Annotated in this window: 25 protein-coding genes and 1 riboswitch; of the genes, 9 read left to right on the forward strand and 16 right to left on the reverse strand. The window is 71.9% G+C overall.

What is annotated here, in order from left to right:
- Positions 1-85 precede the first annotated feature (85 nt).
- From AC4GYY_RS08655 to AC4GYY_RS08665, 3 genes are read left to right on the forward strand one after another with little or no spacing between them, the layout of a single operon-like run.
- Positions 86-472, forward strand: coding sequence for a DUF2946 family protein (locus AC4GYY_RS08655; protein WP_491119864.1), 387 nt, complete (start codon positions 86-88; stop codon positions 470-472).
- A gap of 46 nt (positions 473-518) precedes the next feature.
- The gene (locus AC4GYY_RS08660; protein WP_491119865.1) at positions 519-2,546 is read left to right on the forward strand and encodes a TonB-dependent receptor family protein; all 2,028 of its coding nucleotides are present in this window, start codon (positions 519-521) and stop codon (positions 2,544-2,546) included.
- 11 nt (positions 2,547-2,557) lie between these two features.
- The gene (locus AC4GYY_RS08665; protein WP_491119866.1) at positions 2,558-3,076 is read left to right on the forward strand and encodes a YcnI family protein; all 519 of its coding nucleotides are present in this window, start codon (positions 2,558-2,560) and stop codon (positions 3,074-3,076) included.
- Between the two features lie 72 nt (positions 3,077-3,148).
- On the opposite strand, the gene AC4GYY_RS08670 is transcribed toward AC4GYY_RS08665, so the two are convergent.
- The gene (locus tag AC4GYY_RS08670) at positions 3,149-4,363 is read right to left on the reverse strand and encodes an FAD-dependent monooxygenase (protein WP_491119867.1); all 1,215 of its coding nucleotides are present in this window, start codon (positions 4,361-4,363) and stop codon (positions 3,149-3,151) included.
- Positions 4,364-4,471: 108 nt separating this feature from the next.
- On the opposite strand from AC4GYY_RS08670, the gene AC4GYY_RS08675 reads away from it, so the two are divergent.
- The 6 genes from AC4GYY_RS08675 to AC4GYY_RS08700 all read left to right on the forward strand — a co-directional run bounded on the left by AC4GYY_RS08675 (position 4,472) and on the right by AC4GYY_RS08700 (position 12,862).
- Positions 4,472-6,793 (forward strand): FtsK/SpoIIIE family DNA translocase, encoded by a 2,322-nt coding sequence (locus AC4GYY_RS08675; RefSeq protein ID WP_491119868.1) that lies wholly within the window; start codon positions 4,472-4,474, stop codon positions 6,791-6,793.
- Positions 6,794-6,983: 190 nt separating this feature from the next.
- Complete coding sequence (locus tag AC4GYY_RS08680) at positions 6,984-8,258, forward strand: hypothetical protein (protein ID WP_491119869.1); 1,275 nt, start codon at positions 6,984-6,986, stop codon at positions 8,256-8,258.
- Positions 8,259-8,303: 45 nt separating this feature from the next.
- On the forward strand, positions 8,304-9,050 hold the full coding sequence (otsB, locus tag AC4GYY_RS08685; RefSeq protein ID WP_491119870.1) for a trehalose-phosphatase: 747 nt from the start codon (positions 8,304-8,306) through the stop codon (positions 9,048-9,050).
- A complete protein-coding gene (locus tag AC4GYY_RS08690; protein ID WP_491119871.1) occupies positions 9,047-10,831 on the forward strand; it encodes a glycoside hydrolase family 15 protein in 1,785 nt (594 codons plus the stop codon). The genes otsB and AC4GYY_RS08690 overlap by 4 nt, the downstream gene beginning before the upstream one ends.
- Positions 10,828-12,234 carry an alpha,alpha-trehalose-phosphate synthase (UDP-forming) gene (locus AC4GYY_RS08695; protein ID WP_491119872.1) on the forward strand — a complete coding sequence of 469 codons (1,407 nt, stop codon included), beginning with the start codon at positions 10,828-10,830 and terminating at the stop codon, positions 12,232-12,234. The genes AC4GYY_RS08690 and AC4GYY_RS08695 overlap by 4 nt, the downstream gene beginning before the upstream one ends.
- Positions 12,235-12,256: 22 nt before the next feature.
- Positions 12,257-12,862 (forward strand): LolA family protein, encoded by a 606-nt coding sequence (locus AC4GYY_RS08700; protein WP_491119873.1) that lies wholly within the window; start codon positions 12,257-12,259, stop codon positions 12,860-12,862.
- Positions 12,863-13,023: 161 nt separating this feature from the next.
- Here AC4GYY_RS08700 and AC4GYY_RS08705 read toward each other — a convergent pair whose 3' ends face one another.
- From AC4GYY_RS08705 to AC4GYY_RS08775, 15 genes are all read right to left on the reverse strand, one after another.
- Complete coding sequence (locus AC4GYY_RS08705; RefSeq protein ID WP_491119874.1) at positions 13,024-13,710, reverse strand: DJ-1/PfpI family protein; 687 nt, start codon at positions 13,708-13,710, stop codon at positions 13,024-13,026.
- Positions 13,711-13,729: 19 nt separating this feature from the next.
- Positions 13,730-13,811: riboswitch (ZMP/ZTP riboswitch) on the reverse strand.
- Between the two features lie 32 nt (positions 13,812-13,843).
- A complete protein-coding gene (locus tag AC4GYY_RS08710) occupies positions 13,844-14,311 on the reverse strand; it encodes a hypothetical protein (RefSeq protein ID WP_491119875.1) in 468 nt (155 codons plus the stop codon).
- 12 nt (positions 14,312-14,323) lie between these two features.
- The gene (locus AC4GYY_RS08715; protein ID WP_491119876.1) at positions 14,324-14,857 is read right to left on the reverse strand and encodes a demethoxyubiquinone hydroxylase family protein; all 534 of its coding nucleotides are present in this window, start codon (positions 14,855-14,857) and stop codon (positions 14,324-14,326) included.
- Positions 14,854-15,336, reverse strand: coding sequence for a disulfide bond formation protein B (locus AC4GYY_RS08720; protein WP_491119877.1), 483 nt, complete (start codon positions 15,334-15,336; stop codon positions 14,854-14,856). Before AC4GYY_RS08720 ends, AC4GYY_RS08715 begins: the two co-directional genes overlap by 4 nt.
- Positions 15,333-16,688 carry a S41 family peptidase gene (locus tag AC4GYY_RS08725; protein WP_491119878.1) on the reverse strand — a complete coding sequence of 452 codons (1,356 nt, stop codon included), beginning with the start codon at positions 16,686-16,688 and terminating at the stop codon, positions 15,333-15,335. Before AC4GYY_RS08725 ends, AC4GYY_RS08720 begins: the two co-directional genes overlap by 4 nt.
- Positions 16,689-16,775: 87 nt before the next feature.
- On the reverse strand, positions 16,776-17,912 hold the full coding sequence (locus AC4GYY_RS08730; protein WP_491119879.1) for a murein hydrolase activator EnvC family protein: 1,137 nt from the start codon (positions 17,910-17,912) through the stop codon (positions 16,776-16,778).
- On the reverse strand, positions 17,912-18,334 hold the full coding sequence (locus AC4GYY_RS08735) for a 23S rRNA (pseudouridine(1915)-N(3))-methyltransferase RlmH (protein WP_491119880.1): 423 nt from the start codon (positions 18,332-18,334) through the stop codon (positions 17,912-17,914). The genes AC4GYY_RS08730 and AC4GYY_RS08735 overlap by 1 nt, the downstream gene beginning before the upstream one ends.
- Before the next feature lie 41 nt (positions 18,335-18,375).
- Positions 18,376-18,729 carry a ribosome silencing factor gene (gene rsfS, locus AC4GYY_RS08740; RefSeq protein ID WP_491119881.1) on the reverse strand — a complete coding sequence of 118 codons (354 nt, stop codon included), beginning with the start codon at positions 18,727-18,729 and terminating at the stop codon, positions 18,376-18,378.
- Positions 18,730-18,782: 53 nt separating this feature from the next.
- The gene (locus tag AC4GYY_RS08745; RefSeq protein ID WP_491120240.1) at positions 18,783-19,406 is read right to left on the reverse strand and encodes a nicotinate-nucleotide adenylyltransferase; all 624 of its coding nucleotides are present in this window, start codon (positions 19,404-19,406) and stop codon (positions 18,783-18,785) included.
- The gene (locus AC4GYY_RS08750; RefSeq protein ID WP_491119882.1) at positions 19,403-19,753 is read right to left on the reverse strand and encodes a DUF3147 family protein; all 351 of its coding nucleotides are present in this window, start codon (positions 19,751-19,753) and stop codon (positions 19,403-19,405) included. The genes AC4GYY_RS08745 and AC4GYY_RS08750 overlap by 4 nt, the downstream gene beginning before the upstream one ends.
- A 210-nt stretch (positions 19,754-19,963) precedes the next feature.
- Complete coding sequence (locus AC4GYY_RS08755; protein WP_491119883.1) at positions 19,964-21,082, reverse strand: OmpA family protein; 1,119 nt, start codon at positions 21,080-21,082, stop codon at positions 19,964-19,966.
- A gap of 127 nt (positions 21,083-21,209) precedes the next feature.
- Complete coding sequence (locus tag AC4GYY_RS08760) at positions 21,210-21,707, reverse strand: DUF2793 domain-containing protein (RefSeq protein WP_491119884.1); 498 nt, start codon at positions 21,705-21,707, stop codon at positions 21,210-21,212.
- A gap of 27 nt (positions 21,708-21,734) precedes the next feature.
- Positions 21,735-23,876 carry a phage tail protein gene (locus AC4GYY_RS08765; protein ID WP_491119885.1) on the reverse strand — a complete coding sequence of 714 codons (2,142 nt, stop codon included), beginning with the start codon at positions 23,874-23,876 and terminating at the stop codon, positions 21,735-21,737.
- A gap of 3 nt (positions 23,877-23,879) precedes the next feature.
- Positions 23,880-24,254, reverse strand: coding sequence for an NlpC/P60 family protein (locus AC4GYY_RS08770; RefSeq protein WP_491119886.1), 375 nt, complete (start codon positions 24,252-24,254; stop codon positions 23,880-23,882).
- On the reverse strand, positions 24,251-25,051 hold the full coding sequence (locus AC4GYY_RS08775; protein ID WP_491119887.1) for a DUF2163 domain-containing protein: 801 nt from the start codon (positions 25,049-25,051) through the stop codon (positions 24,251-24,253). Before AC4GYY_RS08775 ends, AC4GYY_RS08770 begins: the two co-directional genes overlap by 4 nt.
- Positions 25,052-25,081: the final 30 nt, after the last annotated feature.

Genomic DNA, 25,081 nt, shown 5'->3' on the forward strand with positions numbered 1-25,081 from the left:
CAAGGCCGCCCCACCGTACGATGATCCAGATCAATGCGCATCTCTCCGGCGTGACACACCTTCGATCGTTCCCTAGGTGTGCGGCGTGACTGAAGCGCGCCACGCCTTGCGATCATATCCCTGGCTTGCCGCCTGGATCGTGGCGGCATCGTTGATGCTGCGCGTGCTCGTCCCCGCCGGATTCATGCCGACCGTCCTGGACGGTCGCCCGACGCTGACGCTATGCGCGGGCGTGCAGCCCGCCGCGCCGGTGGCGATGCGCGGGATGGCGCATCACGAGGACGAAGGTCGGGCTGTCGGCCCCTGCGCCTACGCCGACCTGGCGCTGCCGGCGCTCGGCGCGGCGGGCCCGGCGCTCCTCGTCGCCGCACCGGCCTTCATCCTGGCACTGGCGATCCGGTGTATGGTCCCGGTGCCGACGCGCAAAGCCGCGCGGTTGCGCCCCCCGCTGCGCGCCCCTCCCCTCGTCTGATCCGCCGCGCTTTGGCGCGACAGCGAACAGACACCAGGGGACTTCCATGACCAAGCATCTGCTGGTCGCGCTCGCCGCGACCACCGCCGCCGTGCCCGCGCTCGCCCAGACGACGCCGCGCACCGATCCCGACGTGATCGTCACCGCCCACCCCGACGACGGCGATCCGCCCGTCGTCGCTGACGCCCGCGCGCGCCTGTCGCGAACCCCCGGCGCGGTCGCGGTCGTCGCCGCCGAAACCTACGACGACCGCAGCGTCGTCGGCCTGCCGGATCTGCTCCGCGACGTGCCCGGCGTGCTCTCGAACAAGCGCTACGGCGAGGAATCGCGGCTCTCGATCCGCGGTTCGGGACTCGACCAGAGCTACCACCAGCGGGGCGTGCTGCTGGCGCAGGACGGGGTGCCGTTCGCCGACGCCGACGGCTTCTCCGATTTCCAGAAGGTCGATCCGCTGAACGCGCGGCTGATCGAGGTCTACAAGGGCGGCAACGCGCTGCGCTTCGGCGGCGCGCAGCTCGGCGGCGCGGTGAACCTCGTCACCGCCAACGGCAAGACCGCCGAGACGCCGTTCGCGATGCGGCTGGAGGGCGGTTCGTTCGACACCTGGCGCGCACAGGCGGCGGGAGCAGGGCGGAGCGGCGCATTCGACTATCTCGCCAGCCTCAACAGCTATCACTCCGCGGGCTTCCGCGAGCAGGAGGCGCAAGACCAGGAGCGCGGCACGCTTAACCTCGGCTGGTCCTTCGGGGACGACAGCGAGGTCCGCGCCATCGCCTATGCCGCCGACATCCGCCAGCAGGTTCCCGGCGCCGTGACGCTGGCGGACGCGCTCACCCGCCCCACTTATGCCGGCAACGGCGTGGTCGCCCGTCGGCAGGCGCGCGACCAGACGGTCGAGCGGGTGACGGTCCAGACCCGCCTGCGCCTGTCCGACGGCGTGGTGTTCGAGGGCGCGGCCTATGCGACCCAGACCGATCTCCACCACCCGATCTCGATCGTGATCGACCAGGACACCGATACGCAGGGCGGGTTCGGCCGCTTCGACATCACCGGCGAGATCGCCGGCCACAAGGCGGACCTGTACGTCGGCGCCTTCTACCGCGAGGGCGGGACCGAGCAGGACCTCTACCTCAACTTCGCCGGTCAGAACGGCCCCAGGATCGGCGACGCGCGCCAGCTCGCGCAAGGGCTGGACGTGTTCGGCGAGGCGCGCTTCTTCGTTCTGCCCGAGCTCGCTTTGGTCGCCGGCGGATCGTACGGCCATGCGGGACGCACCTCCCTCGACCGCCTCGCCGGGCGCACCGACGACGCGAGCTACGACTGGTTCGCTCCACGCGCCGGGCTGCTGTTCGAACACGGGGCAACGCAGGTCTATGCCAATTACACCCGCTCGGTCGAACCGCCGACCTTCGGCGCGCTGACCCAGACGAACACCGGCGGTCAGCTGTTCGTCCCCCTCGCGACCCAGCGCGCCTGGACGTTCGAGGTCGGCACGCGCGGCCGCGCGGGCGCGGTCACCTGGGACGTCGACTACTACCGCGCGGCGATCCGCGGCGAGCTGCTGAGCTTCATCCCGGCCGCCAGCCTGCCGGCGACCGTGTTCAACGCCGGTCGCACGCGCCACCAGGGGGTGGAGGCAAGCCTCGACTGGCGCATTCTCCGTCACGTCCGCCTGCGCCAGACCTACGCCTGGTCCGACTTCCGATTTCGGGGTGATCCGAGCTACGGCGACAACCGCCTGCCGGTCGCGCCCGAGCACCAATATCGTGCCGGGCTGCGCTACGACGGCGCGCATGGCCTCTATGTCGAACCGTTCGTCGACTGGCGCATCCGCGACGTGTGGGTCGACTATGCCAACACGCTCAAGGCGCCCGGCTACGCGCTGCTGAACGTCGGCGCCGGCGTCGCGCTCGGGCCGACGACGCTGTTCGTCGACGCGCGCAACCTCACCGACGAACGCTACGCCGCCGAGTTCGGCGCGATCACGGACGCACGTCTGCCCGGCGTCAACACCGCCGTCTTCTATCCCAGCGAGGGCCGATCGGTCTTCGGCGGGCTCCGCTTCGCCTTCTGAGGAGTCCGACCATGAAAAAGCTCATCGTTCTCGCCGCGCTCCTCCCCGCCGCCGCGGGCGCGCACGTCGTGTTCGATCAGCCGCAGGCGACCGCCGGCGGCTATTACGCCGGCTTCCTGCGCGTGACGCACGGGTGCGGCGAGTCGCCGACGGTGTCGGTGCGGGTCGACATTCCCGCCGACGTGCTCTCGGCGCGGCCGCAGCCCAAGCCCGGCTGGACGCTCCGGATCGACCGCGCGCCGCTGGCGATCCCGATCAAGGGCGAAGGCGGCGCGAGCATCACCACCCGCGTCACCGCGATCACCTGGACGGGCAAGCTCCCCGCCGACGAGTTCGACCAGTTCGGGATGGCGCTCAAGCTGCCCGACGCGGCGGGGCCGCTGTACTTCCCGACGACGCAGACGTGCGAGAACGGGGTGAATGCGTGGACGGCGATACCGGCGTCGCCCGACCAATGGCATGCGACGCCCTCGCCCGCGCCGATGCTGATGCTCGGCGCGAAGCCAATGGCGATGGATCACCCGATGTAGCGCGGTGCTGGAGCCCAGAGCCGCGAGCGCGGTGTTTGCCGCTCCGGGTCCCCACCTGCGCGGGGACACGGGTCAGACCGGCAGCCCCTGCAACAGCTTCGGCAGATCGCCCGATTCGCCCCGCGCTTCCGCCATGAAGCGGTCCTTGAGCGGCCCGATCCGGTCGACCGCCGAGATGCCGAAGCGCCGCACCGCGCTCGCCGCGCGGCCCCGAATGCCGAACAGCCGCGTCAGCGTGTCGGTCGCCGCCGCGGTCATCAGCGTGTCGAGCCCGCGCCACGCCTGATACCGCGCGAGCAGCGCCGCATCGCCAAGATCGAGCCCGACGCGCTTGCCCTCGACCAGCACCTCGGTCAGTGCCGCGACGTCGCGCAAGCCGAGGTTCAGCCCCTGCCCTGCAATCGGGTGGATGCCGTGCGCGGCGTCGCCGACCAGCGCCAGCCGCTCCGCCGTGATCCGCGCCGCATGGTGGAAGCCGAGCGGCCAGCCCGCGCGCGGGCTCGCCGACGACAGCGCGCCGAGAAACCCGCCCATCCGCGCTTCCGCCTCTGCGAGGAACGCGCGGTCGCCGAGCTTGAGCATGGCGGGTCCGTCCCTGGCATCGACCGTCCAGACGATCGCCGAGCGGTGCCCGATCTCGTCGTCGAGGAGTGGCAAGAGCGCGAACGGACCGGAGGGATAGAAGATCTCGAACGCGATGCTCTCGTGCGGGCGTTCGTGGTGGAACGCGCCGACCACCGCCTGGTGATCGTAGCGCCACCGCGCGACCTTGATCCCCGCCGCCTCGCGCGTCGGCGAGGCGCGTCCGTCAGCGGCGACGAGCAGCGCGGCGGTGACGACGTTGCCGTCGGACAAATGCGCCGTTATGTTCGCCGCGCCGCGATCCACCGAGACGGCGCGCGTCGTCATCCGCAGGTCGAGCCCGGGCGTCTCCGCCGCCGTCGCGTAGAGCGCCGCGCGGAGCCGGCGATTCTCGTACATCGTGCCGAGCGGATCGTCCGCCTCGCCCGCGACGAAGTCGAGCTTTCCCGGCTCCAGCCCGTCGGCGACCCGGATCTGACGGATCGCGCAGCCCTGACCCTTCAGCCGCTCGCCGATGCCGATCGCGTCCAGCATCCGCCCGCTGGCGCTCGCGATCGCCGAGGCGCGGCCGTCGAACGCCGCCGTGGCGGTCACCGCGGGGTCGGCGGGATCGACCACCACCACCGACAGGCCGGACTTCGCCAGCGCCACCCCCAGGGTGCCGCCGACCAGCCCGCCGCCCAGGATCAGGACATCATGCTCCATTCGACTCGCCCTAGCCGCCGCCGACCGCGCCGACAACGCCGCTCGCCTTGACGCGGAGTCGCGGGGAGAGGATGATTCCGCGGGGCTTCTTCTGACAGGACACGGGCGATGGCGTCGCGGGCGCAGCCGAGTTTGTGGCGCGAATCGGTAAAGGCGGGCGCGCTGCGCAGCGGCGCGCTGATCGGCGCGCTGGCGCTGTTCGCCGCGACGCTGGCGATGGCCGCGGCGCTCGCCAGCTACCATCCGGGCGACAGCGCGCTCAACACGCAAGGGGGGTCGGTCGCCAACTGGCTCGGCCCGGTCGGGGCCTGGTTCGCCGATCTCGCGCTCACCGTCTTCGGCCCCACGGCCGCGCTGCTCCTCCCGGTAGCGCCGATCGTCGGCCTGCGGCTCTGGCGCGATGCCCCCGCCGGACGCTGGGGCCGGATGCTGCGCGGCGCGACCTTGGGCGTCGCGCTCATGGCGAGCGCGCTCGCCTTCGTCTCCGACCGGGCGGTGCTGGCGCTCCCCGCCGGCTGGGGCGGGGTCGTCGGGCTCGGCGTGTCGGGCGCGGCCAGGCTGGCGCTGGCGCAGATCGGCGATCCGGTCTGGGAGCGCTGGGGGCTGATCGGGCTCGGCAGCCTGATCGGTCTCGCCGGGGTGATCGTCTGGGCGCGCAGCCTGGAGATGGACCTGGGCGGCCGGGCCAGCCGCTGGCGCGCGGCGCGGGTCGAGCGGCTGACCTACGCGCGGGCCGACGAGGACGAGGATGACGGTTCCGAGGCGATCGAGCGTCGGCCCGAGCCCCGCGCCGAGATCCGCCGCGGCGTCGCGCCCCGCGCGGTCGCCACCCCTGATCCGCGTCCCGCCCCCAAGATCGGCGAGCGTGCCGTCGCGCCGTCGGCGGCGATGCCGAAGCCGCAGCAATCGCTCGATCTGCGCGACGATTACGAGCTGCCCTCGCTCGACCTGCTCATCCCCTCCCCGCCCACGCCGCCCGGCGCGATCGACAAGGCCGCGCTCGAGCGCAACGCCCGCCTGCTCGAAACCGTGCTCGACGACTTCAACGTCCGTGGCCAGATCGTCGAGGTCCGCCCCGGCCCGGTCGTCACCATGTACGAGCTGGAGCCCGCCGCCGGGATCAAGGCCAGCCGCGTGATCCAGCTCGCCGACGACATCGCGCGCAACATGAGCGCGATCTCCGCGCGCGTCGCCACCATCCCGGGTCGCAGCGTGATCGGGATCGAGCTGCCGAACGCGCGGCGCGAGCCGGTCTCGATCCACGAGCTGATCGGGTCGCAGACCTTCCACGATCTCTCGGCGCAGCTGCCGATCATCCTGGGCAAGAACATTGCCGGCGATCCCGTCATCGCCGATCTCGCGCCGATGCCGCACCTGCTGGTCGCCGGCACCACCGGCTCGGGCAAGTCGGTGGGCCTCAACTCGATGATCCTGTCGCTGCTCTACCGACTGACTCCGGACCAGTGCCGGATGATCATGATCGACCCGAAGATGCTCGAATTGAGCATGTACGACGACATCCCCCACCTGCTCAGCCCCGTCGTCACCGATCCGGCGAAGGCGGTGCGCGCGCTCAAATGGGCGGTCGAGCAGATGGAGGACCGCTACCGCCAGATGTCGTCGCTCGGCGTCCGCTCGCTCGGCAGCTTCAACGACAAGGTCCGCGCCGCCAAGGTCAAGGGCGCGCCCCTCGGCCGCCGCGTCCAGACCGGGTTCGGCGACGGCGGGCAGCCGATCTACGAGGAGGAGCAGCTCGACTACCGCGTGCTGCCGCAGATCGTCGTCATCGTCGACGAACTCGCGGACCTGATGATGACCGCGGGGAAAGAGGTCGAGTTCCTGATCCAGCGGCTCGCCCAGAAGGCGCGCGCGGCGGGCATCCACCTCATCATGGCGACCCAGCGCCCCTCGGTCGACGTCATCACCGGCGTGATCAAGGCGAACCTGCCGACCCGCATCTCCTTCCACGTCACCTCGAAGATCGACAGCCGCACGATCCTGGGCGAGCAGGGCGCCGAGCAGCTGCTGGGCAAGGGCGACATGCTCTACATGCCCGGCGGCAAGGGCATCGTCCGCGTCCACGGCCCCTTCGTTTCGGACGAAGAGGTGCAGGCGGTCACTGATCACTGGCGCGCGCAGGGTCAGCCCGATTACATCTCGAGCGTCACCGAGGAGCCCGAGGAGAGCTTCGCGCTCGACGGCGCGCCGACCGGCGAGGATTCGGCCGAGGATCAGCAGTATCGCGCCGCGATCCAGCTCGTCTGCGAAAGCCGCAAGGCGTCGACCTCCTGGCTCCAGCGCCAGCTCCGCATCGGCTACAATTCGGCGGCACGCCTGATCGAGCGGATGGAGAAGGACGGCATCGTCGGTCGCCCCGACCACGTCGGGCGGCGCGAAGTGCTGCGGGACGCCGAAGGCCACGCGATCTGACACGCGGCAGCGCCGGCGAGGGCGCCGCGGTCGGGTTCCGTCCCCGGCCATCAGCGCGCCGGGGCGGCGCGGCCATGCTCGCAGCCAGCACGGCCGTCGCTCTTGGCTGCGCACCGCCTGTCTGCCGCTCTTGCACAATCTCTCCGCCTCTGATGAGGGTTGAAGCGGGGTCGAGCCGGAGAGTGGGCGGATGATCGAACCGAACAGACGCGCGGTCCTCGCCGGCGGAGCCGCGCTTCCGCTGGTCGTTCGCGCGCCCGCGGCCCAAGTGGACTCGGCGGCCGCGGACCTCGACCGCTACATCGGCTATGGCGAAAAGCGGTCGGGCGGTCGCGGAGACGAGGCGAGCGGGGCGTGGCTCGCCGGCGAACTGCAAGGGAACGGCTACGCGATCGAGCGCCAGTCGATCTCGGTTCCCTACTTCACCGCCCGCCGAGCCGAGCTGGCGAGCGGCGGGACGACCGCGGGCGTCTGGCCGCAGCGGATCGTCGTTCCGACCGGAGATGCCGGAGTTTCCGGTCCACTGGTGCGGATCGACGGCGGCGGGGCGCTCGCGGGCGCGATCGCGCTCGTCGAATTGCCCTTCGCACGCTGGAGCACCGCCGTGGCCAAGCCGGTCGCGAAGCCGGTCGCGGACGCATTCGCGGCGGGCGCGAAGGCCGTGGTGGTGATCACCACCGGGCCCACCGGGCAGGTCATCCCGCTCAACGCCGATGGCCGCGCGGCGATGTTTCCCGGCCCCGTCGCGCTGCTCGCACCCCGCGACGCGCAACCGTTCCTGGCCGCGGCGATCCGGGGCGAGCGGGCGACGCTGACCGTCACCGGCGATGGCGGGCGTCGTCCCGCATTCAATCTTGCCGGGCGGATCGATCGTGGTCGCGGACGCTGGCTCGTCGTGTCGACCCCGCGCTCGGGGTGGACCGTCTGCGCGGGGGAGCGTGGCCCTGGTGTCGCCGTCTGGCTGTCGCTGGCGCGCTGGGCCAGCAAGGCCGTCCGCGATCACGATGTCGCCTTCACCTGCACGTCGGGTCATGAATACGAGTATCTCGGCGCGGCCAAGTCGCTCGAGGGGCTCGCCCCGGAACCGCGCGAAACCGCGTTCTGGCTTCATCTCGGCGCCAATGTCGCGGCCCGCGACTGGCACGACGCGGTCGCGCCGTGGAAGCCCCTGCCGAGCGCCGACCCGCAACGCTTCCTCGCCGTGAGCCCACCGCTGCTCCCCGCCGCGCGCCGCGCGTTCGCCGGGTTGGCGGGGCTCGAATCCCCCTATCCGACCGAGCTGCTCTCGGGCGGCGAACTGACCGAGGTCATGGCGGCGGGCTATCGGTCGGTCGCGGGCGTGTTCGGGACGCACCGCTACCACCATGTCGCCGACGACGATGCGCGCTGCGTCTCGGCAGAGACGGTGGCGGCCACCGCGGCCGGGTTCCGTCGGTTCGTGGCGGAGGTGCTGCGCGCGGAATAAGCCCGTCCGCCGGAGAAATCGGACGCCGACGGCGTTTGCATGCGCGTGAACCGCCTCCGTAACGATCTTCGCCCGCCCCCCGACCGTCTTCCCGCCGAGGCCGCCGTGTTTCTCGATTTCGACGGCACGCTGGTCGACCTCGCGCCGCGTCCCGATATGGTCCTTGCCGACGCTCGGTTGCGGGCGCTGATGACGTCGCTCGCCGACCGGCTCGACGGACGCATCGCGGTGATCAGCGGGCGGCCCGCGGGCGAGATCGCGGCGCTGTTCGGCGCGCCCGGCTTCGCGATCGCGGGCAGCCACGGCATGGAGATCCGCCACTCCGACGGGCGCCGCGTCGTCGCCGATCGCCCGCGGGCGCTCGACGCCGTTGCAGCCGAGTTCGCGGCCTTCGCCGCGCGCGACCCCGCGCTGCTCGTGGAGACCAAGCCGCTCGGAGTGGCGCTCCACTATCGCGGCGCGCCCGCGCACGGTCGGGACGCCGACGCGCTCGCGCGCCGCCTCGCCGACTCGCATGCGCTCCGCTTCCAGCCGGGCAAGATGATGGCCGAGGTTCGAAGCGCCGCAGGCGACAAGGGCGTCGCGCTTGAGGCGCTCCGCGCGGAACCGTACATGGCGTCCGCGCGTCCCGTCTTCGTGGGCGACGACGACACCGACGAGCCCGCGTTCGCGGCGGCGGAGCGGCTGGGAGGTTACGGCATCTTGGTTGGCGATGCGCGCGAGACGTCGGCCACGTACCGCCTCGCCGATGTCGCGGCCGTGCGCGACTGGCTGGATACGGTCGCCGCATGACCGCCACCCTGGATCTCTACCCGATCGGCAATTGCCAGGTCTCCGCGCTGGTTGACCGCGCCGGGCGCTTCGTCTGGGGCTGCGCGCCGCGGGTCGACGGCGACCCGGTCTTCTCGGCACTGATCGGCGGCGACGCGCCCGAACACGGCTATTGGGCGATCACGCTCGAGGGTTCGGCGAAGACGACCCAGGACTATCACCGCAACACCCCCGTCCTCGTCACCCGCCACGAGGACGCGAACGGCAACGCGGTCGAGGTGATCGACTTCTGCCCGCGCTTCCGCCGCCACGGACGCACATACCGCCCGACCGCCTTCGCCCGGATCGTCCGCCCCGTCGCGGGCAGCCCGCGCATCCGGGTCGCGCTGCGGCCGACCTGCGGCTGGGGCGGCGAGTGCAACCATCGCACCGGCGGCACCAACCACATCCGCTACACCGCCGAGGCGCAGACGCTCCGGCTCAGCACCACCGCACCCGTCGGGATGATCGCCGAGGAGCGCGCCTTCCGCCTCGAACGCCCGCTGCATTTCTTCCTGGGTCCCGACGAGAGCTTCTCGGGCGATCTCGCCGCCTCGCTCGACGACATGCTCCAGCAGACGATCGCCGACTGGCAGGAATGGGTCCGCGGCCTCGCGGTGCCGCTCGAATGGCAGGAGGTGGTGATCCGCTCGGCGATCACGCTCAAGCTCTGCCAGCACGAGGAGACCGGCGCGATCGTCGCCGCGCTCACCACCTCGATCCCCGAACATGCCGGGTCGGAGCGCAACTGGGACTATCGCTACTGCTGGATCCGCGACGCCTATTACACGGTCCAGGCGCTCAACCGTCTCGGTGCGCTCGACGTGCTCGAGGGCTATCTGGTCTATCTGCGCAACATCGTCGACGATGCAAAGGGCGGGCACATCCAGCCGCTCTACGGGGTGCTGGGCGAAGCGATTCTGGAGGAGCGGTTCGCCCCCGGTCTGGCGGGCTATCGCGGCATGGGGCCGGTCCGCGTCGGCAACCAGGCGTATGAGCAGATCCAGTACGACGCCTACGGCCAGATCGTGCTGTCCAACACCCACGCCTTCTTCGATACGCGGCTGTTCCGCATGGCCGGGGTCGAGGACTATCGCGCGCTCGAGCACGTCGGCGAGCTCGCCTGGGCGAACCACGACAAGCCCGACGCCGGTCTGTGGGAGCTGCGCACCCGCCAGAGCGTCCACACCTACTCCGCTGCGATGTGCTGGGCGGCGTGCGACCGGCTCGCCAACATCGGGGAGCGGCTGCGGCTCGCCGATCGCCAGGCGTTCTGGCGCGACCGCGCCGATCGCATCCGCCGGACGATCGAGGAGCGCGCGTGGCGGCCCGGGACGAGCCGCCTCTCCGCGACCTTCTCGGGCGACGACCTCGACGCCAGCCTGATCCAGCTGCTCGACCTGCGCTTCCTCGCCCCCGACGATCCCCGCTTCCTCGGCACGCTCGCAGCGGTCGAGACGGGTCTGCGCCGGGGCTCGACGATGCTGCGCTACGATACCGAGGACGATTTCGGCCTGCCCGAGACCGCGTTCAACGTCTGCACCTTCTGGCTGATCGAGGCATTGCAGGCGACCGGCCGCCACGCCGACGCGCGCGCGCTGTTCGAGGAGATGCTGGCGAAGCGCACCGCCTCCGGCCTGCTCAGCGAGGACATCGATCCCGTCACGGGCGAGCTGTGGGGCAATTTCCCGCAGACCTATTCGCTCGTCGGCATGATCAACTGCGCGGTGCTGCTGTCGCAGCCGTGGAGCGCGATCCGATGACGCGGCTGGTCGTCGTCTCCAACCGGGTCACCGCCCCCTCTGGCTCGAATTCGGGCGCGCAAGGGGGGCTCGCGGTCGCGCTCCAGGCGGCGCTGCGCGAGCATGGCGGGCTGTGGTTCGGCTGGTCGGGCGAGGAGATCGGCGCCTTCACCGGCGAGCTCCGGGTCGACGAGGGCGCGGGCTACACCAGCGCGACGATCGACCTCGAGCCGCAGGACGTCGAGGAATATTACGAGGGCTACGCCAACCGCACGCTCTGGCCGCTGTTCCACTACCGCGTCGACCTGACCGAGTTCGAGCGCACGTTCGCCGGCGGCTACCAGCGGGTCAACGCGCGCTTCGCCGAGGCGCTGTCGTCGCTGTTGCGCGCCGACGACGCGGTGTGGATCCAGGATTACCACATGTTCCCGCTCGGCGACGAGCTGCGCCGCCGCGGGCACCGTAACCGGCTCGGCTTCTTCCTCCACATCCCCTGGCCCCCGCGCCGCCTTCTCGCCACGCTGCCCGAGGCGGAACGACTCGTCGAATCGCTGCTCGCCTACGATCTGGTCGGCTTCCAGACAGACGAGTGGCTCGACGCCTTCGTCGATTACGTGGTGAACGAGCTCGGCGGCACGGTCGAGGACGGGGTGCTCACCCTTGGCGATCGGACGACGCGCCTGCTGGCCTGCCCGATCGGGATCGACGCCGCCGAGTTCGTCCGGATGTCGCGCTCGACGCGCGCCCGCCTCACTCACCGGCAAATGCGCGATTCGGCGGTCGGCCGCGACATGATGATCGGGGTCGACCGGCTCGACTATTCGAAGGGTCTGGAGGAGCGCTTCCTCGGCTACGAGCGTTTCCTCGACCAGCATCCCGAGGAGCGCAAGGAAGTCTTCCTCCTCCAGATCGCGCCGCCCAGCCGCGCGACGGTCGAGACCTATCGCCGCATCCGCGCCTCGCTGGAGGCGATGGCGGGGCGGATCAACGGCGCGCATGCCGACATCGACTGGGTGCCGATCCGCTACGTCAACCAGGGCTATCCGCGCGAGGTGCTCGCAGGGGTCTACCGCGCGGCCCGGATCGGGCTGGTGACCCCCCTGCGCGACGGCATGAACCTGGTCGCCAAGGAATATGTCGCCGCGCAGGACCCCGACGATCCGGGCGTGCTGATCCTGTCGCGCTTCGCCGGGGCCGCGGAGCAGATGCGCGAGGCGCTGCTGGTCAATCCGCATTCCGCCGAGGAGATCGCGGACGCGATCCTCGCCGCGCTGAAGATGAAGAAGCCCGAGCGCATCCGCCGCTGGCGCGCGCTGATGGACGGGGTCGAGCGCGAGGACGTGGTCTGGTGGCGCACCCGCTTCACCGACGCGCTACTCGGACCCGCGCCGGTTCAGAGCGCATTCAACGCGCCCGCGGCATGACCCGGCGCGAAGGAGACCCCCGTTGAAGTTCCTGATCCCCGTCGCCGCCGCGTTGGTCGCCGCGACTCCCGCGAGCGCGCAGTCCGAGGGCCTCGCCCAGGTCCAGGCGCACCTGCGTGCGCTCGACACGATGACGGCGTCGTTCGTCCAGACCGGACGCGACGGCAAGTCGATCTCCGGCACGCTGACGCTCAAGCGCCCCGGTCGCATCCGCTTCCAGTATCAGAAGGGGGTGCCGATCCTCGTCGTCGGCGACGGGCGCGCGCTCAACTACATCGATTATTCGGTCAAGCAGGTGAACCGCTGGCCGATCGCCAACTCGCCGCTCGGGGTGCTGCTCGATCCGTCGAAGGACATCTCGCGCTTCGCCCGCGTCGTTCCCTCGGGCAATCCGTCGGTACTCTCGGTCGAGGGTTACGACCCCAAACACCCCGAATACGGCCGCATCACCCTCGTCTTCGCCAAGGACGCGGCGGCGCCGGCCGGCTTGGCGATGCAGGGCTGGGTCATGCTCGACAGTCAGGGCAACCGCACCACGGTCCGCCTTGCGAACCCTCGGTTCAACCAGCCGGTGAGCGACGGGATGTTCCGCTGGAACGATCCGCGGAGCAAGGGTGGGCGAAACTGAACGGGTCGTTCACCTCTGCGACAGGTTCGTTGTCCTACTAGGGGCCGGCGGACGGGGGCTGTTCGGGATTTCCCCCTGTTGCCCGGATGGGCTCCCAGTCCCGCCTGCGTGACGAACGTCAGGTCGGCCCTCGCTCCTGCCCCCGGAGCGGGGGCCTTTCCTCATCCCCCGAACCCGAGCTGTTGCGCAAGCCTGCGCAGCTCCGCTTCGCGCTCTGGCGCCACCTTGCGACCGCGTTCCAGTACCGTTTCAGCCAGGATTGGCCCCGCGCGGTCGGGCGAGCCGCAATCGAATGGCGGCTGTGGATCATATTCCAGGCTGAGCTGAACGCCGCGCGCGTGCGCCTCGCCGCGGATCAGCGCGGTCAGCGTGAGTGCGAAGTCGATTCCGGCGGTGACGCCGCCGCCGGTCACCCGGTTGCGGTCGGTCACGACGCGCTGGGCCACCGGCTCCGCCCCGAACAGCCGCAGGGTCTCGCGCTGGGTCCAGTGGCATGTCGCGCGGTAGCCGCGGAGCAGCCCGGCCGCGCCCAGGATCAGCGAGCCGGTGCATACGCTCGTCACCCAGGTCGCCGTCTCGCCGACCTGCCGCACCCAGGCCAGCGCGGCGGCGTCTGCGATCACGGCATTCGTCCCAAAGCCACCGGGCACGCACAGGATGTCCGCGGCGGGCGCTTCGGCGAAGGTCGCGGTCGGGACGATCGAGAAGCCGGCGTCGGTCGGCACCGGCTCGCGCGTGGCCCAGACCAGGTCGAGCCGGGTGCCGTGCCCCAGGCGCGAGAGCACCTGCGCCGGCCCGGTCAGATCGAGCTGGGTGACGTCGGGAAACAGCAGAAAGGCGATCCGCATGGCCTCGGCTCCTCGTCAAAGTGGATGCCCAGGCGCGCGGCGTCGCTGCGGTCGCACTTCCCCGCGGTTCGCCCGCGTCAGCGCCAGTCGTGCGACGGAGCGCGACTACACCGCTCCGGCACCGGACGGAAGCTCAATAGGGCGACAGGTCCACCGAATCCGTCTTCGCGCGCTCGCGGTTCGTCGCCCGGTTGGTCTTCACCGCCTGGTTGAAGCAGCCCGCCTGTCCGCCCGGGCCCACCACCGAGCAGCTGCCGATGCTGTTCGCGCCCGTCCCTTCGGACAGCACGCCCTGCTCGCGCGCGGCCCAGGCCTGGTTCTCGGGCGTCACCTGAAAGTTGCGCAGCTCCTTGGGGATGCGGAACTGCTCCTCGGCGCTGCGGCGGACGCAGACGACGACCTCGGCCCCGTCCTTGTTCGTCGGGCACCGCTGGTTGCCGTAGAGCACCAGCACGCCACCGACGGGCGCGTTCTTCGACACCTCCGCCTCGCCCTGGATCGGCTTCGCGCGAACCAGGTCCGGCGCCGCCGGCCCCGCAGTCTGGGCGGTCGCCGGAAGCGCGGCGAACGCCAGCGCGGCAACGAGGAGGCGGGAACTCATCGCATTCTCCTATCAGATCCGCTTCGACGCGGCGATGGCGACGCGGCAGCCGAGCCGGATCGCAGCGGACATCAGCGGATAGGCGAAGGCGTCCTCCGCCCCGCTCGCCAAAGCGGTCGCCTTGTGCTCGAGCTCCTCGGCCTGGAACTCCTCCACCGCCGCCGACAGCTCGCGGTCGCCGTCGCCGAGCTCGGCGAGCTGATCCGCATAATGCTGGTCGATTTCGGTCTCGACCGCCGCGGTGCAGGCCATCGCCGCCTCCGGCCCGATCGCCGCGGTCACCGCGCCCAGCGCATAGCCGGCGACGTTCCAGAACGGCTGGAGCAGGGTCGGCCGCACCCCGCGCTCGGCGATCATCCGGTCGAAGAAGGCGCGGTGCTTCTCCTCCTGAAGCGCCATCGCCGACACCTGCCGCGACGCGGTCGAGCGCCCGCCCAGCACCGCCAGCTGGCCGGCGTAGATGCGGGTCGCGCCGTACTCGCCCGCCTGATCGACGCGAATCATCGACGCGGTCGCCTCGCGTCTGTCGCCCGGCTTCCAGCTCATCCCCGCCTCCTCAGCAGCCATCCGATCACCGCCGCGCCACCGAGCGAGACGATCGCATTCCATCCCGCCAGCGAAATGCCGGCGAGCCGCCACTGCGCGGCGTCGCACCGCACCACCGGCGCCGCGAGCACGGCCTTCAGCATGTCGTCCGCGCTCATCCCGCTGGTCTGGACTGTGCGCGAGCAGGCGGTGATTCCCTGCCACCAATGCCATTCGACGCCCGCGTGAAACACGCCGATCAACCCGGATACGGCGATCAGCGCCGCCGCGCCCGCGACCAGCGTCGTCTTCACCGCCCGCCCGCCGACCGCGAACGAGAGCGCCGCGACAGCGAGCGCGCCATAGTGCGGCCAGCGCTGCCAGTGGCACATCTCGCACGGATAGAGATGCCCGATCAGCTGCGATGCCCACGCACCGGCGAGCAGCGACGCCGGGATCAGCAGCGCCAGCCAGCGCGCGAAGACCAGGGTGCGGCTCACTTGGCCGCCAGATCGGGGAGCGGCTTGTAATCCTTCGCCATCGCCGCGGTCACCGCCGCGACTTGCGTCGCCCCGCCCACCCTTGCGATCGTCTTGAGCGCATACCAGAGCTGGAAATCGTCGATCCGCTGCTTCTTGAGGCTATCCGGGGTCGCGGTCAGCCGCGGATCGTCCTTCACATCCTCCTCGAGCACCGCGTTGTCCGCCTTGATCTCGTTGATCAGGTGCCGCCGCAGGTCCGCCTCACGGAATACCGGACGGCTCTTGTAATCGGGATCGGACAGCTGGGGCACCGTGATGTCGGGCTCGATTCCGCCCTCCTGCACGCTCCGCCCCGACGGCGTGTAGTAGCGCGCGGTGGTGAGGCGGAGCGCGGTGTTCGGCCCGAGCGGCAGCAGCGTCTGCACCGAACCCTTGCCGAAGGTCCGCTCGCCCATGACGATCGCGCGGTGATGGTCCTGGAGCGCGCCGGCGACGATCTCGCTGGCCGACGCCGTTCCGGGATCGGTCAGCACGATCACCGGCAGCCCGGCCGCGTCGTCGCCCGGCTTCGCGAAATAGCGCTCGATATCGGTCCGCTCGCGTCCGCGCTGCGACACGATCTCGCCTGCGTCGAGGAAGGCGTCGCTGACCGCGATCGCCTGCGTCAGCAGCCCGCCGCCGTTCTCCCGCAGGTCGACCACATAGCCCAGCGGCTTGTGCCCGAGCGACTTGGTGATCGCCATGATCGCCGCGCGGGTGTCCGCGCCGGTCGATTCGGAGAAGCTGTTGATGTTGATGTAGCCGACGTCGCCCTTTACTTCCCATTTGACCGGCTTCTGGACGATCACCTCGCGGGTGACGGTCACGTCGATCGGCTTGTCGCGGCCCGGACGCACCAAGGTCAGCGCGATCTTGGTGCCGGCCTTGCCGCGCATCGCGGTCACCGCCTCGTCCAGCGTCCCGCCGAACAGCAGCTTGCCGTCGATGTGGGTGATATAGTCGCCCGACTTGATCCCCGCGCGGTCGGCCGGCGTATCCTCCTGCGCCGCGATCACCTTGACCGCGCCGTCCTCCATCGAGACGGTGAGGCCGAGGCCGCCGTAATTGCCCTCGGTCATGATCTTCAGGTTGTCGAAGTCGAGCTTGCTGACGTAGCTCGAATGCGGGTCGAGGCTCGACAGCATCCCCTGGATCGCGCCCTCGATCAGCTGCTGGTCGGTGACCTGGTCGACATAGTTGCGCTTCACCTCTGCAAACACCTGGACGAACTGGTCCATCGCCCGCGCCGTTTCGGTGCCGGCGGCGAGCGCGGCGGTGCCCAGGAGGAGAGCGCCGCCGATCGCGGCGGATTTCAAGAGCTTGGCGCGCATCAGCGGTCCTGTGTCAGCGGTCGTTCGAGCGTAGCGGCAAATCCCGTCCGACGGAAGCGCAGCCGCCGTGAACCCGGGCTGAAGCGCTCACGAGGCGAGCGCCGCGATGTCGACGGGCCGTCCCCGCCGATAGAGCTCGACCGTCACAATCGGCGCGCGTCCGCCCCCCGCGACGCCGACCCGCGCGCCCGCGGCGACCTGGGCGCCGGGTCGCACCGATGCCGACGCCAGTCCGATCAGCGCGGTCCGCCAGCCCTCGCCGTGGTCGAGGATCGCGACGACGCCGTAGCCGCGGAAGGTCCGGGCGAACAGCACGCGCCCGGCCGCCGGCGCGGTGACCGGCGCGCCGCCGGCGACGGCAAAGGTCAGCCCGCGCGCACGCACGCCGTCGGGCGACACCTCGCCGAACCCGGTCAGCAGCCGCCCGCGGACCGGCAGCCGGTATGGTCGTCCCCCCGCCGCTGCGGCCGAGCCGGGCGGTCCGGTGAGCGTCGCCAGGTCGCGCACGGTCTGCGCCGCGTCGCCCGCCTGATCCATCCGGTCGACCAGGTCGCGCGCGGTCTCGCCCAGCGCGATCGCGCGATCCGACTGAATCAGCGCGCGCCGCCGCAGCGTGTCGGCGCGTCCGGCATGCGCGGCCACCAGCGCCGCCAACGCCTGCCGCTCGCGCACCAGCGCCGCCCGGCCGTCGGCGAGTGCCTGCGCGGCCACCCCCGCGTCGGCGCGGAGCCGCCGGATCTGCGCCAGCTCGCGCCGCAGCGCCGCGGTCCGCGCCCGCACCACCGGCGTCACGCTCCCCAGCACCGCGCGCAGATGAACCAGGTCGTCCATCGAGCCGGGCCGCGCAACGGTCGCGATCGTCGGGCTGCGCGCCATCATCCCCAACGCGCCGAGCAGCCGCGCCACCGGCGCCTGCCGCCGGGCGAGATCGCGGCGCCGGGCCGTGAGCAGCGCATCGACGATCCGCACCCGCGCCTCCGCGGCGGCGAGATCGGCCTCCCGGCGCTCGACCCGAGTCGCCACCGCCTGTTCCTCGGTCCGCGCCCGCGCCGCGGCGTCGCGCTCGGCGGCGGCGGCGCGGTCCAGCGCCGCCGCGCGCACCTGTGCGGCCGCCGAGGCCGCCTTGGCCTGCGCGAGCTGCCGCCGATCCGCGGATGCGCCGCCCTGCGCCGCCAAAGCTCCCGGCCCCGCGAGCAACAGCACGAACAAGAGCGCGCGCCGCATCATCCCTCGCGGTGGTACGGGTGGCCGGCGAGGATCGTCGTCGCGCGGTAGAGTTGCTCCGCCAGCATCGCCCGCGCCAGCAGATGCGGCCAGGTCGCGCGCCCGAACGAGAGCAGCAGGTCGGCCCCCGCGCGCTCGGCCTCGCCGAAGCCGTCCGCCGCGCCGATCAGGAACCGCGCCTCGCGCACGCCGTCGTCCCGCCACCGCCCCAGTTGCGTCGCGATGCCGGTCGACGGCAGCACCTCGCCGCGCTCGTCGAGCAGGACGGTCCGCGTCTGCGCCGCAACGTCGGGGACGCGCCCGCCGAGATCGGGAAGCTCGGTCACCCGTGTGGGCCAGGCGATCCGTCCCAGATAGCGTTCGACCAGCTCCCGTTCGGCGGACCGCCCGATCCGCCCGCGCGCGACGATATGGAGCAGCATCGCCCCGGTCTAGCAGTGCCCGCGCGATTGTCGAACGCGCGTCAGGCCGTTCCCGCGACCTCGCCCGGTCCCGCCGCCGGGGCTTCGCCGAACGACCACATCCGCTCCAGATTGTAGAAGCTGCGGACCTCGGGGCGGAACAGGTGGACGATCACGTCGCCTGCATCGATCAGCACCCAGTCGGCGGTCGGCAGCCCCTCGATCCGCACCGGCCGCCCGCACTCGCCCTTGATCTTTTCGGCCAGCTTCGACGCCATCGACGCGACCTGGCGCGTCGACCGGCCGCTCGCGATCACCATGTGGTCGGCGATCGTCGACTTGCCCGCGAGCGGGATCGAGATCGTGTCGACCGCCTGGTCGTCGTCCAGACTGTCGAGGACGAGCCGGTGGAGCACCGCTACGCTGTCGGCGTCAGGCGATCGGAAGGCGGGTTGGGAAGCGGGCAAGGTCACTCCTGGGTGAAGGGTCTGGCGGCGAATATGGGGTGGATGCCGCGCGCATGCCAGGCGGGGTCGGCGGCGCGGATCCGCGTCGCGGAGGTCGGATCGGGGCGGAACCGCAGCATCACGAGCGCGGGGACACTCCACGACGTCCAGTCCTTGGCCTGGCGCACGGGCCGCTGGAAGCGCCGCAGCCAGCCCATCGCGGGGGCCGCGTGGGCGGGAACGTCATAGCCCGGTCTCGCGATCACCGCAATCGGCAGCGTGCGCGCGATGCCGCGCCAGTCCCGCCACCGGTCGAACTGCGCGAGATTGTCCGCCCCCATCAGCCACACGAAGCGCCGGCGCGGATAGCGGCGGACGATCGCCCGCACCGTGTCCACCGTATAGAGCGTCCCGAGCCGTCGCTCGAGATCGCGCGCCCGGATCGGCGCGCGGTGGGCCATCCGCCGCGCCGACGCCAGTCGCGCCGCGAACGGCGCCATCCCCGCGGCGGGCTTGAGCGGATTGCCCGGCGACACCAGCCACCACACCTCGTCGAGCCCCAGCGCGCGGATCGCCGCGAGCGTGATGGCGCGGTGCCCGGAATGCGCGGGATTGAACGATCCGCCGAGCAGCCCGACCCGCGTCAGAGTCGCAGCCCCCACCGCGGCCCGAACGTCGTCACCGCGGCATAGAGCAGGATCGTGACCCCGCATCCCAGCGCCAGCGCGGCCCGAAAGCCGATGCCGTCACGCAGCAACGCGGGGATGATGAGGAACATCGGCAACGACGGCAGCACGTACCAGAAGGTCGCCTCGACATGCCGCGCCATGTTGGGCGCGTCCGGCTGCTCGCGCCACAGCCAGATCATCCCGAGCACCGACACCAGGGGCAGCGACGCGACGAGCGCGCCGAACCCCGGGTAGCGCCTCGCCAGCGTCGATGCGATGGCGATCAGCACGCCCGAGATCGCGGCCTTGAGGGCGAGGTAAAGCATCGTCGCGGTCTACCGCCGGCCGTCGGCGCTGGAAAGCGCCGCGGATGGGATCGCCGGCTCGGCGGAGCGCCTCATGCGGCGATGCTGTCGGAGCCCACAGCCGCCGGGTCGGCGTCGCGCCATCCGGCCGGCGGCATTGCGGCTGCGCAAAAGAAAAGGGAGGCCGGCATCGCTGCCGACCTCCCCTTGTCTGCTCGTTGAGCGATCGCCTTACTGGCCCGAACCCGGACCGTAGGTGACCTCCACGCGGCGGTTCTGCACCTCGCGGACGCCGTCGGCGGTCTCGACGCGCGGGCGGCTCTCGCCGAACGCCTCGGTCGAGATCACGCCGTCGGGGATGCCCTTCGACGAGAGATACGCCTTCACCGCATCCGCGCGGCGCTGCGACAGGCCGACGTTGTACGACGCCGAACCCGAGCGGTCCGCATGGCCCGCGAGCATCACCTGCGCGTTGCCGCACGACTGATACTGGGTGACCGCATTGTCGAGGATCGACCCGGCTTCCGGGGTGATGTCCGACTTGTCCCACTCGAAGAACACGATGAACGGACCCGGCGAGCACGTCACGGCCGGAGGAGGCGGCGGCGGCGGCGGGGGAGGCGGCGGCGGCGGCGGGGGCGGCGGCGGCGGAGCGGCCGGCTCGCCGAAGTTGTAGGTCAGCCCGCCGAGCAGCGAGTGCGACCGGAACCGGCCCTGGAAGTTGCGCGGCCCGATGTCGGTGACGCGGAAATCCTCGACGGTGAAGAACCGGTACTTGAACGACACGTCGACATGGTCGGTCAGCGGCGCGCGGACACCCGCGATCCCCTGATAGGCGAACTTGGTGTCGCTGTCGTTGATGAAGCTCAGCTGCGGCTGGACCGCATAGCGCGCCTTGACGCGCGCGACGCCGACACCGCCGCCGACGAAGCCCTGGATGCCGTCGTCGTCACCGAAGTCCAGCATGCCGTTCAGCATGAAGGACAAGGCCGAGGTGCGGCCGCCGGCGCCACTGTAGGTGCCAGCCGGGAACGAGACGACGCTGCCGCCGAGTGCGCCTGGGGTGGCGACGTTCGAACGATAGCCGTCGATGGTCGCCGAGCGGTAGCCCACCTCGGCCTCGATGCGGAACGCACCGAAATCATAGCCCAGGTTGCCGCCGACGTCCCAGCCGTAGTCGTGATTGACCTTGGCGTTCTCGTTCCCATTAACGACGTTGATATCGTACTTGATATCTTCCACGATCATCCCGCCGCCTTCGACGCCAACGTACCACGAATCATCGCGGGCGAGGGCGGGCGACGCGAGCGCGGTGGTGGCGAGCGCCAGTCCAACGGCAAGCTTGCGCATTAATAATCCCCTTTTCTCAGGTGTCCATTCAGACAGCGCAAACCTTCTATCCGAACGTTCGTTTCCGTCAAGTTGACAAAAGCCCCGAGTGTTGCCTCACAGCCACACCCCGCTGGCGCGGCGGAGCTCACGGGGCGATCAGCCCGTGCCCCCGCAGCGCCGCCAGGATCGCGGCGATCGCCGACCGCGCCTGCGGGTCGGGGGTTGGGCCGCCGCTCGGGTCCGGGATCGCCGCCGCCCGCGGCCCGACCACCCGCGTGCCGTCGACCACCAGCGCCGTGCCCCGCACCACGCCCGTCTCCCATGCGCCGCCGCGATACCGGGCCGCGCACCCGGCGGCCGCGCACCACACCTCGGTCCCCTCGCGTGGGGCGACGAAGCGCCAGCCGCCCTGCGTCCAGCCGGCGACCGCGCCGGCATGCCCCGCCCAGGCGCCGCTCGGCGATCCGCCCACCACCCACGCTTGGCCCGGCGCGGGCGACGGCGGCGGCGCGTCGACCCCGACATCGACCACCGACGCCTGGACGATCAGGTCCAGCGCGGTCAGCGCCTCGTTGTGGGTCACCTCCTTCTGCGCCTGCCCGGCGTCGATCAGCGGCAGCGCGAACCGTACGGTCTCGCTCACGTCATCCTCCTCCTCTGCTGGTGCTGCTCACGACAGCGAGAGCCGCGCCGCGACGGACTCGGCGGCGGTTCCCAGTTGCCGGACCGTCACCTCCGCCCCGGCGGCGGTCTCCGCCGCGGTCGCGAGCGCCTCGGCGGCGGTCGTCGTCAGCGTCCGCTCGGTCCCGTCGGCGGCGATCGTCACGCGGTACGCCTCGCGCTCCTCTCCCAGCGGCGCGTCGCCGCCGTCGCGCCACGCCCAGCCCAGCCGGCTGCGGCGGATCCAGGTCAGCCGCGTCGCGCCGTCGTCGCGCCGCTCGGCGGCCAGCCGCACCGGGGCGGGCGGCGCGACCGACACGCCGGCGATCGCCAGCGCCGTCTCGGCCGGATCGCCGCCATCGCCGACTCCGCTCGCCAGCACGCGCAGCGCGGACCCGATCGCCGTGGTCGGCAGCGTCACCGCGGCGACGCTCTCGGTCGCGAGCAGCGTGAACGGCTCGCCCGCGGCATGCGCCGCCGCGACGCCGCGCCGCGCGCGGAGCAGCCGCGTCAGCCGCCACCGCGTCGGCGACAGCTGCGTCGCCACGCCGAACTGGAGCAATTCGCCGCCGACCACCGCCAGGTTCGCGCCCGCATCCAGCGCGGCGGCATCGACGCTCGCCAGCGACATCGCGTCGTGGAGCAGTTCGACCTCGATCGCGTTCGCCAGGTCGAGCACGGTTGACGGCCCGTCGCCGGGCGCAAGCGCCACTGTCCCCATGGTCGCGGGCAAGGCGGTCGATCCCGCGCCGCTCCACGTCGCCCCGCCGTCCAGGCTCGTCAGCAGCGCCGCGCGCCGCCACCCCTCGCCCGTTCCCGCCGCCGCGATCAGCACCCGCGGCTGGCTCAGCAGCGTGTCGTCCAGGTTGGGCAGCTCGAACGCATGCAGCACCGTCCGGCCGATTGCCCGGTCCGGCGCGCCCAGCGCTCGCCCCGGGGTCGACGCGACCGGCACCGAAGCCGGCGCGAGCGGCGTCAGCTCCAGCGTCGCCGCCATCCCCTCCAGCCGGGCCGCCGCCACCCGCCATGTCCCCGCTTCGCCGGTGATCGTCACCCGCTCGCCGGGCGCGATCGCCGCCCCACGCAGGTCGAGCGACACCGTCCGCCGCACTCGCTCGGTCTCCGCGCGCGCCAGCATCGCCGCGGCCAGCGTCCGCGCCGCGCCCGCGTCCAGCGCGGCCGGCAGCTCGACCCGCTCAGGCCGTGAGCCGGAGCCGGGGCGCGCGACCTGCTGCATCCCGGTCTGGTAATCGCGCGCCGGGTCATAATGAGAGACCGCCAGCGTCCGCGCCACCGTCTCGATCGGCGCGATCGTCCGCCCCCGTCGCGGCGCATCCGCGCCGAACCCTGCGTCCTCGACCGCGGTGGTCGTGCCCCCACCCGCCCGCAGCGCCACGCCGTGCGCCGAGGCCGCGAACCATCCGCCCGCCGCCCGCGCCAGCAGCTCCGCGACGCCGCGCGCGCTGTCGCCGTAAGCGGAGAAGCCGGCCAGCGTCGCGGCCAGCGGTTCGGCCGCGACCGCGCCCGCGCCGATCTCCACCGCGATCTCCGCGATCGTCGGCGGCGCGGCGTCCGCGGTCACCTCGAAGGTCAGCGACGGGATGCGATTGCCGAAGTCGGCGAGTTGCAGGTCCTCGAACACCGCATAGGCGACACCGCGGTGCGCCGGCGTCAGCCCCGCCCCCTCCAGCGAAGCGATCAGCGGGTCCGCGGTCTGCGCTTCGTCGCCCGGGTACAGCCGGAACCCCGTCTGTGCCTTCCAGTCGCCCGCGGCGCCGCGCAGCAGGGTGCCGTCCGCCCAGATCCGCTCCACCGACACGATCGGCCGCGACGACAGCGCCACCGCGAACGAGGCGGAGTAGCTGTAGCTCGTCGTCGAGGGTTGCCCCTTGCCGCCGCCGTCGGTCGACCGATGCTCCCGAAGGTCGGTCGCCCAGATCACCGATCCGGCGACGCGCATGCGGCCGAACACCTTGGGGATCGGCGTGCCGTAGGACGAGGTCTGCACCGACAGTTCGGTCAGCCGCGGTCCCTCGCGCCCCGGCGGCGCGAAGATCGTGTGGTCGACGGCATTGCCGACCAGCCCGCCGATCGCCGCCCCGACAGGCCCGCCGATCACCCCGCCGACGACCGTCAGCACCAGCGTCGCCATCGCTCACCCCTCCTTCCGCCACATCGCGAGCACCGGCCACGGCGGCGCCCCCGCGCGCTCAACGACACGCCGCGCCACCGCATCGGCGTGGATCACCCCGCCGTCGCTCAGCACCCCCAGATGCAACTGCCCCGGCCCGCTCGCGAACAGCACCACATCGCCCGCCCGCGCGCCGTCCACCCGGTGCAGCCCCAATGCCGCTGCGCCGCGCATCATCCGTGCGACATCCGCGCATCGGAGCGGCGCGTCCGCCGGCAGGTCGACGTCGAGCGCCACCCCCACCAGTCCCGCGCAGTCGAGCCCATGCGCCGGATTGCGCCCCTGCGCGCGGAAGCGCACCCCCAGGCACGCCCGCGCCCGCGCCACGACCGCGCTCATCCGCCCGGATAGCGCGTCAGCAGGTCGATCCCCGGCAGGTACGGCTCGCCGCGGAAGTTCGCCGCATTGCCGAACCGCCCCGCACAGGTCGCGATCGTCCGGTCGCATCCCTCCCCAAGCCGCACCAGCGCGCCGCGCTCGGGCGCGAAGCGCGGCGGCATCCTGAGCGTGACCGCCGCGCCGTCCGACCCCGCCACCGCATCCTCCAGTCCGCAGTTCTCGCCAGAGAACCACCGCACGCGCCCGCCGGCATAGGCCCCCGCCACCGGCTCCGCGGCATCCAGCGTCAGCACCGCGCCGTCGGCGGCCAGCACCCGCGCGAACCGCCGCCGGCCCGCCATCGCCACGCGGCACCGAGCGTCGCCCAGCTCGGCCCGGCACAACGGCGAGGTCTCCTCCGCCACCGGCGTGTCGAGCGCGGCCGCCGCCCCGCGCAACTCGGCGGAGAACCCGCCTTCGGACAGCTCGACCGCCCCGATCGTCCCGCCGCCCAGCTCCGCCAGTGTCGCGCCCGTCGTCCAGTCGACCGCGCGCAGCCGCACCCGCGCCCCGTCCCACCGTCCCGCCAGCAGATCGCGCTCGGCGATGGCGCCTGCGATCAGCGCGCCCGCCAGCGCCATCGTATCCGCCTCCAGCCCGTCCCGCCGCGCCACCGCCGACGGGACCATCCCCGGCGCGGCACAATGGACGAGGCCGTCGAGCACCAGATCGCGATCATGATCGGTCAACCCGATCGTCACCCCATCGACGCGCGCGATCGTCCACGCGAACGCCACCGTCGCCAAAATGTCAGCCATCCCTCACCCCGCTCATCCTGACGAGGCGCC

Source organism: Sphingomonas sp. SP6 (assembly GCF_058313435.1).

Bases quoted from the DNA above. Each gene is read 5' to 3' on its own strand.
- AC4GYY_RS08750 (WP_491119882.1), bottom strand. From the start codon at position 19,753: ATGCTTTACCTCGCCCTCAAGGCCGCGATCTCGGGCGTGCTGATCGCC.
- AC4GYY_RS08680 (WP_491119869.1), top strand. From the start codon at position 6,984: ATGATCGAACCGAACAGACGCGCGGTCCTCGCCGGCGGAGCCGCGCTT.
- AC4GYY_RS08735 (WP_491119880.1), bottom strand. From the start codon at position 18,334: ATGCTGCTCCATATCGTCGCGCGCGGGCGGATCGGGCGGTCCGCCGAA.
- AC4GYY_RS08705 (WP_491119874.1), bottom strand. From the start codon at position 13,710: ATGCGGATCGCCTTTCTGCTGTTTCCCGACGTCACCCAGCTCGATCTG.
- AC4GYY_RS08675 (WP_491119868.1), top strand. From the start codon at position 4,472: ATGGCGTCGCGGGCGCAGCCGAGTTTGTGGCGCGAATCGGTAAAGGCG.
- AC4GYY_RS08730 (WP_491119879.1), bottom strand. From the start codon at position 17,912: ATGCGGCGCGCGCTCTTGTTCGTGCTGTTGCTCGCGGGGCCGGGAGCT.
- AC4GYY_RS08665 (WP_491119866.1), top strand. From the start codon at position 2,558: ATGAAAAAGCTCATCGTTCTCGCCGCGCTCCTCCCCGCCGCCGCGGGC.
- AC4GYY_RS08725 (WP_491119878.1), bottom strand. From the start codon at position 16,688: ATGCGCGCCAAGCTCTTGAAATCCGCCGCGATCGGCGGCGCTCTCCTC.
- AC4GYY_RS08755 (WP_491119883.1), bottom strand. From the start codon at position 21,082: ATGCGCAAGCTTGCCGTTGGACTGGCGCTCGCCACCACCGCGCTCGCG.
- AC4GYY_RS08775 (WP_491119887.1), bottom strand. From the start codon at position 25,051: ATGGCTGACATTTTGGCGACGGTGGCGTTCGCGTGGACGATCGCGCGC.
- AC4GYY_RS08715 (WP_491119876.1), bottom strand. From the start codon at position 14,857: ATGAGCTGGAAGCCGGGCGACAGACGCGAGGCGACCGCGTCGATGATT.
- AC4GYY_RS08690 (WP_491119871.1), top strand. From the start codon at position 9,047: ATGACCGCCACCCTGGATCTCTACCCGATCGGCAATTGCCAGGTCTCC.
- AC4GYY_RS08710 (WP_491119875.1), bottom strand. From the start codon at position 14,311: ATGAGTTCCCGCCTCCTCGTTGCCGCGCTGGCGTTCGCCGCGCTTCCG.
- AC4GYY_RS08695 (WP_491119872.1), top strand. From the start codon at position 10,828: ATGACGCGGCTGGTCGTCGTCTCCAACCGGGTCACCGCCCCCTCTGGC.
- AC4GYY_RS08765 (WP_491119885.1), bottom strand. From the start codon at position 23,876: ATGGCGACGCTGGTGCTGACGGTCGTCGGCGGGGTGATCGGCGGGCCT.
- AC4GYY_RS08770 (WP_491119886.1), bottom strand. From the start codon at position 24,254: ATGAGCGCGGTCGTGGCGCGGGCGCGGGCGTGCCTGGGGGTGCGCTTC.
- AC4GYY_RS08660 (WP_491119865.1), top strand. From the start codon at position 519: ATGACCAAGCATCTGCTGGTCGCGCTCGCCGCGACCACCGCCGCCGTG.
- AC4GYY_RS08670 (WP_491119867.1), bottom strand. From the start codon at position 4,363: ATGGAGCATGATGTCCTGATCCTGGGCGGCGGGCTGGTCGGCGGCACC.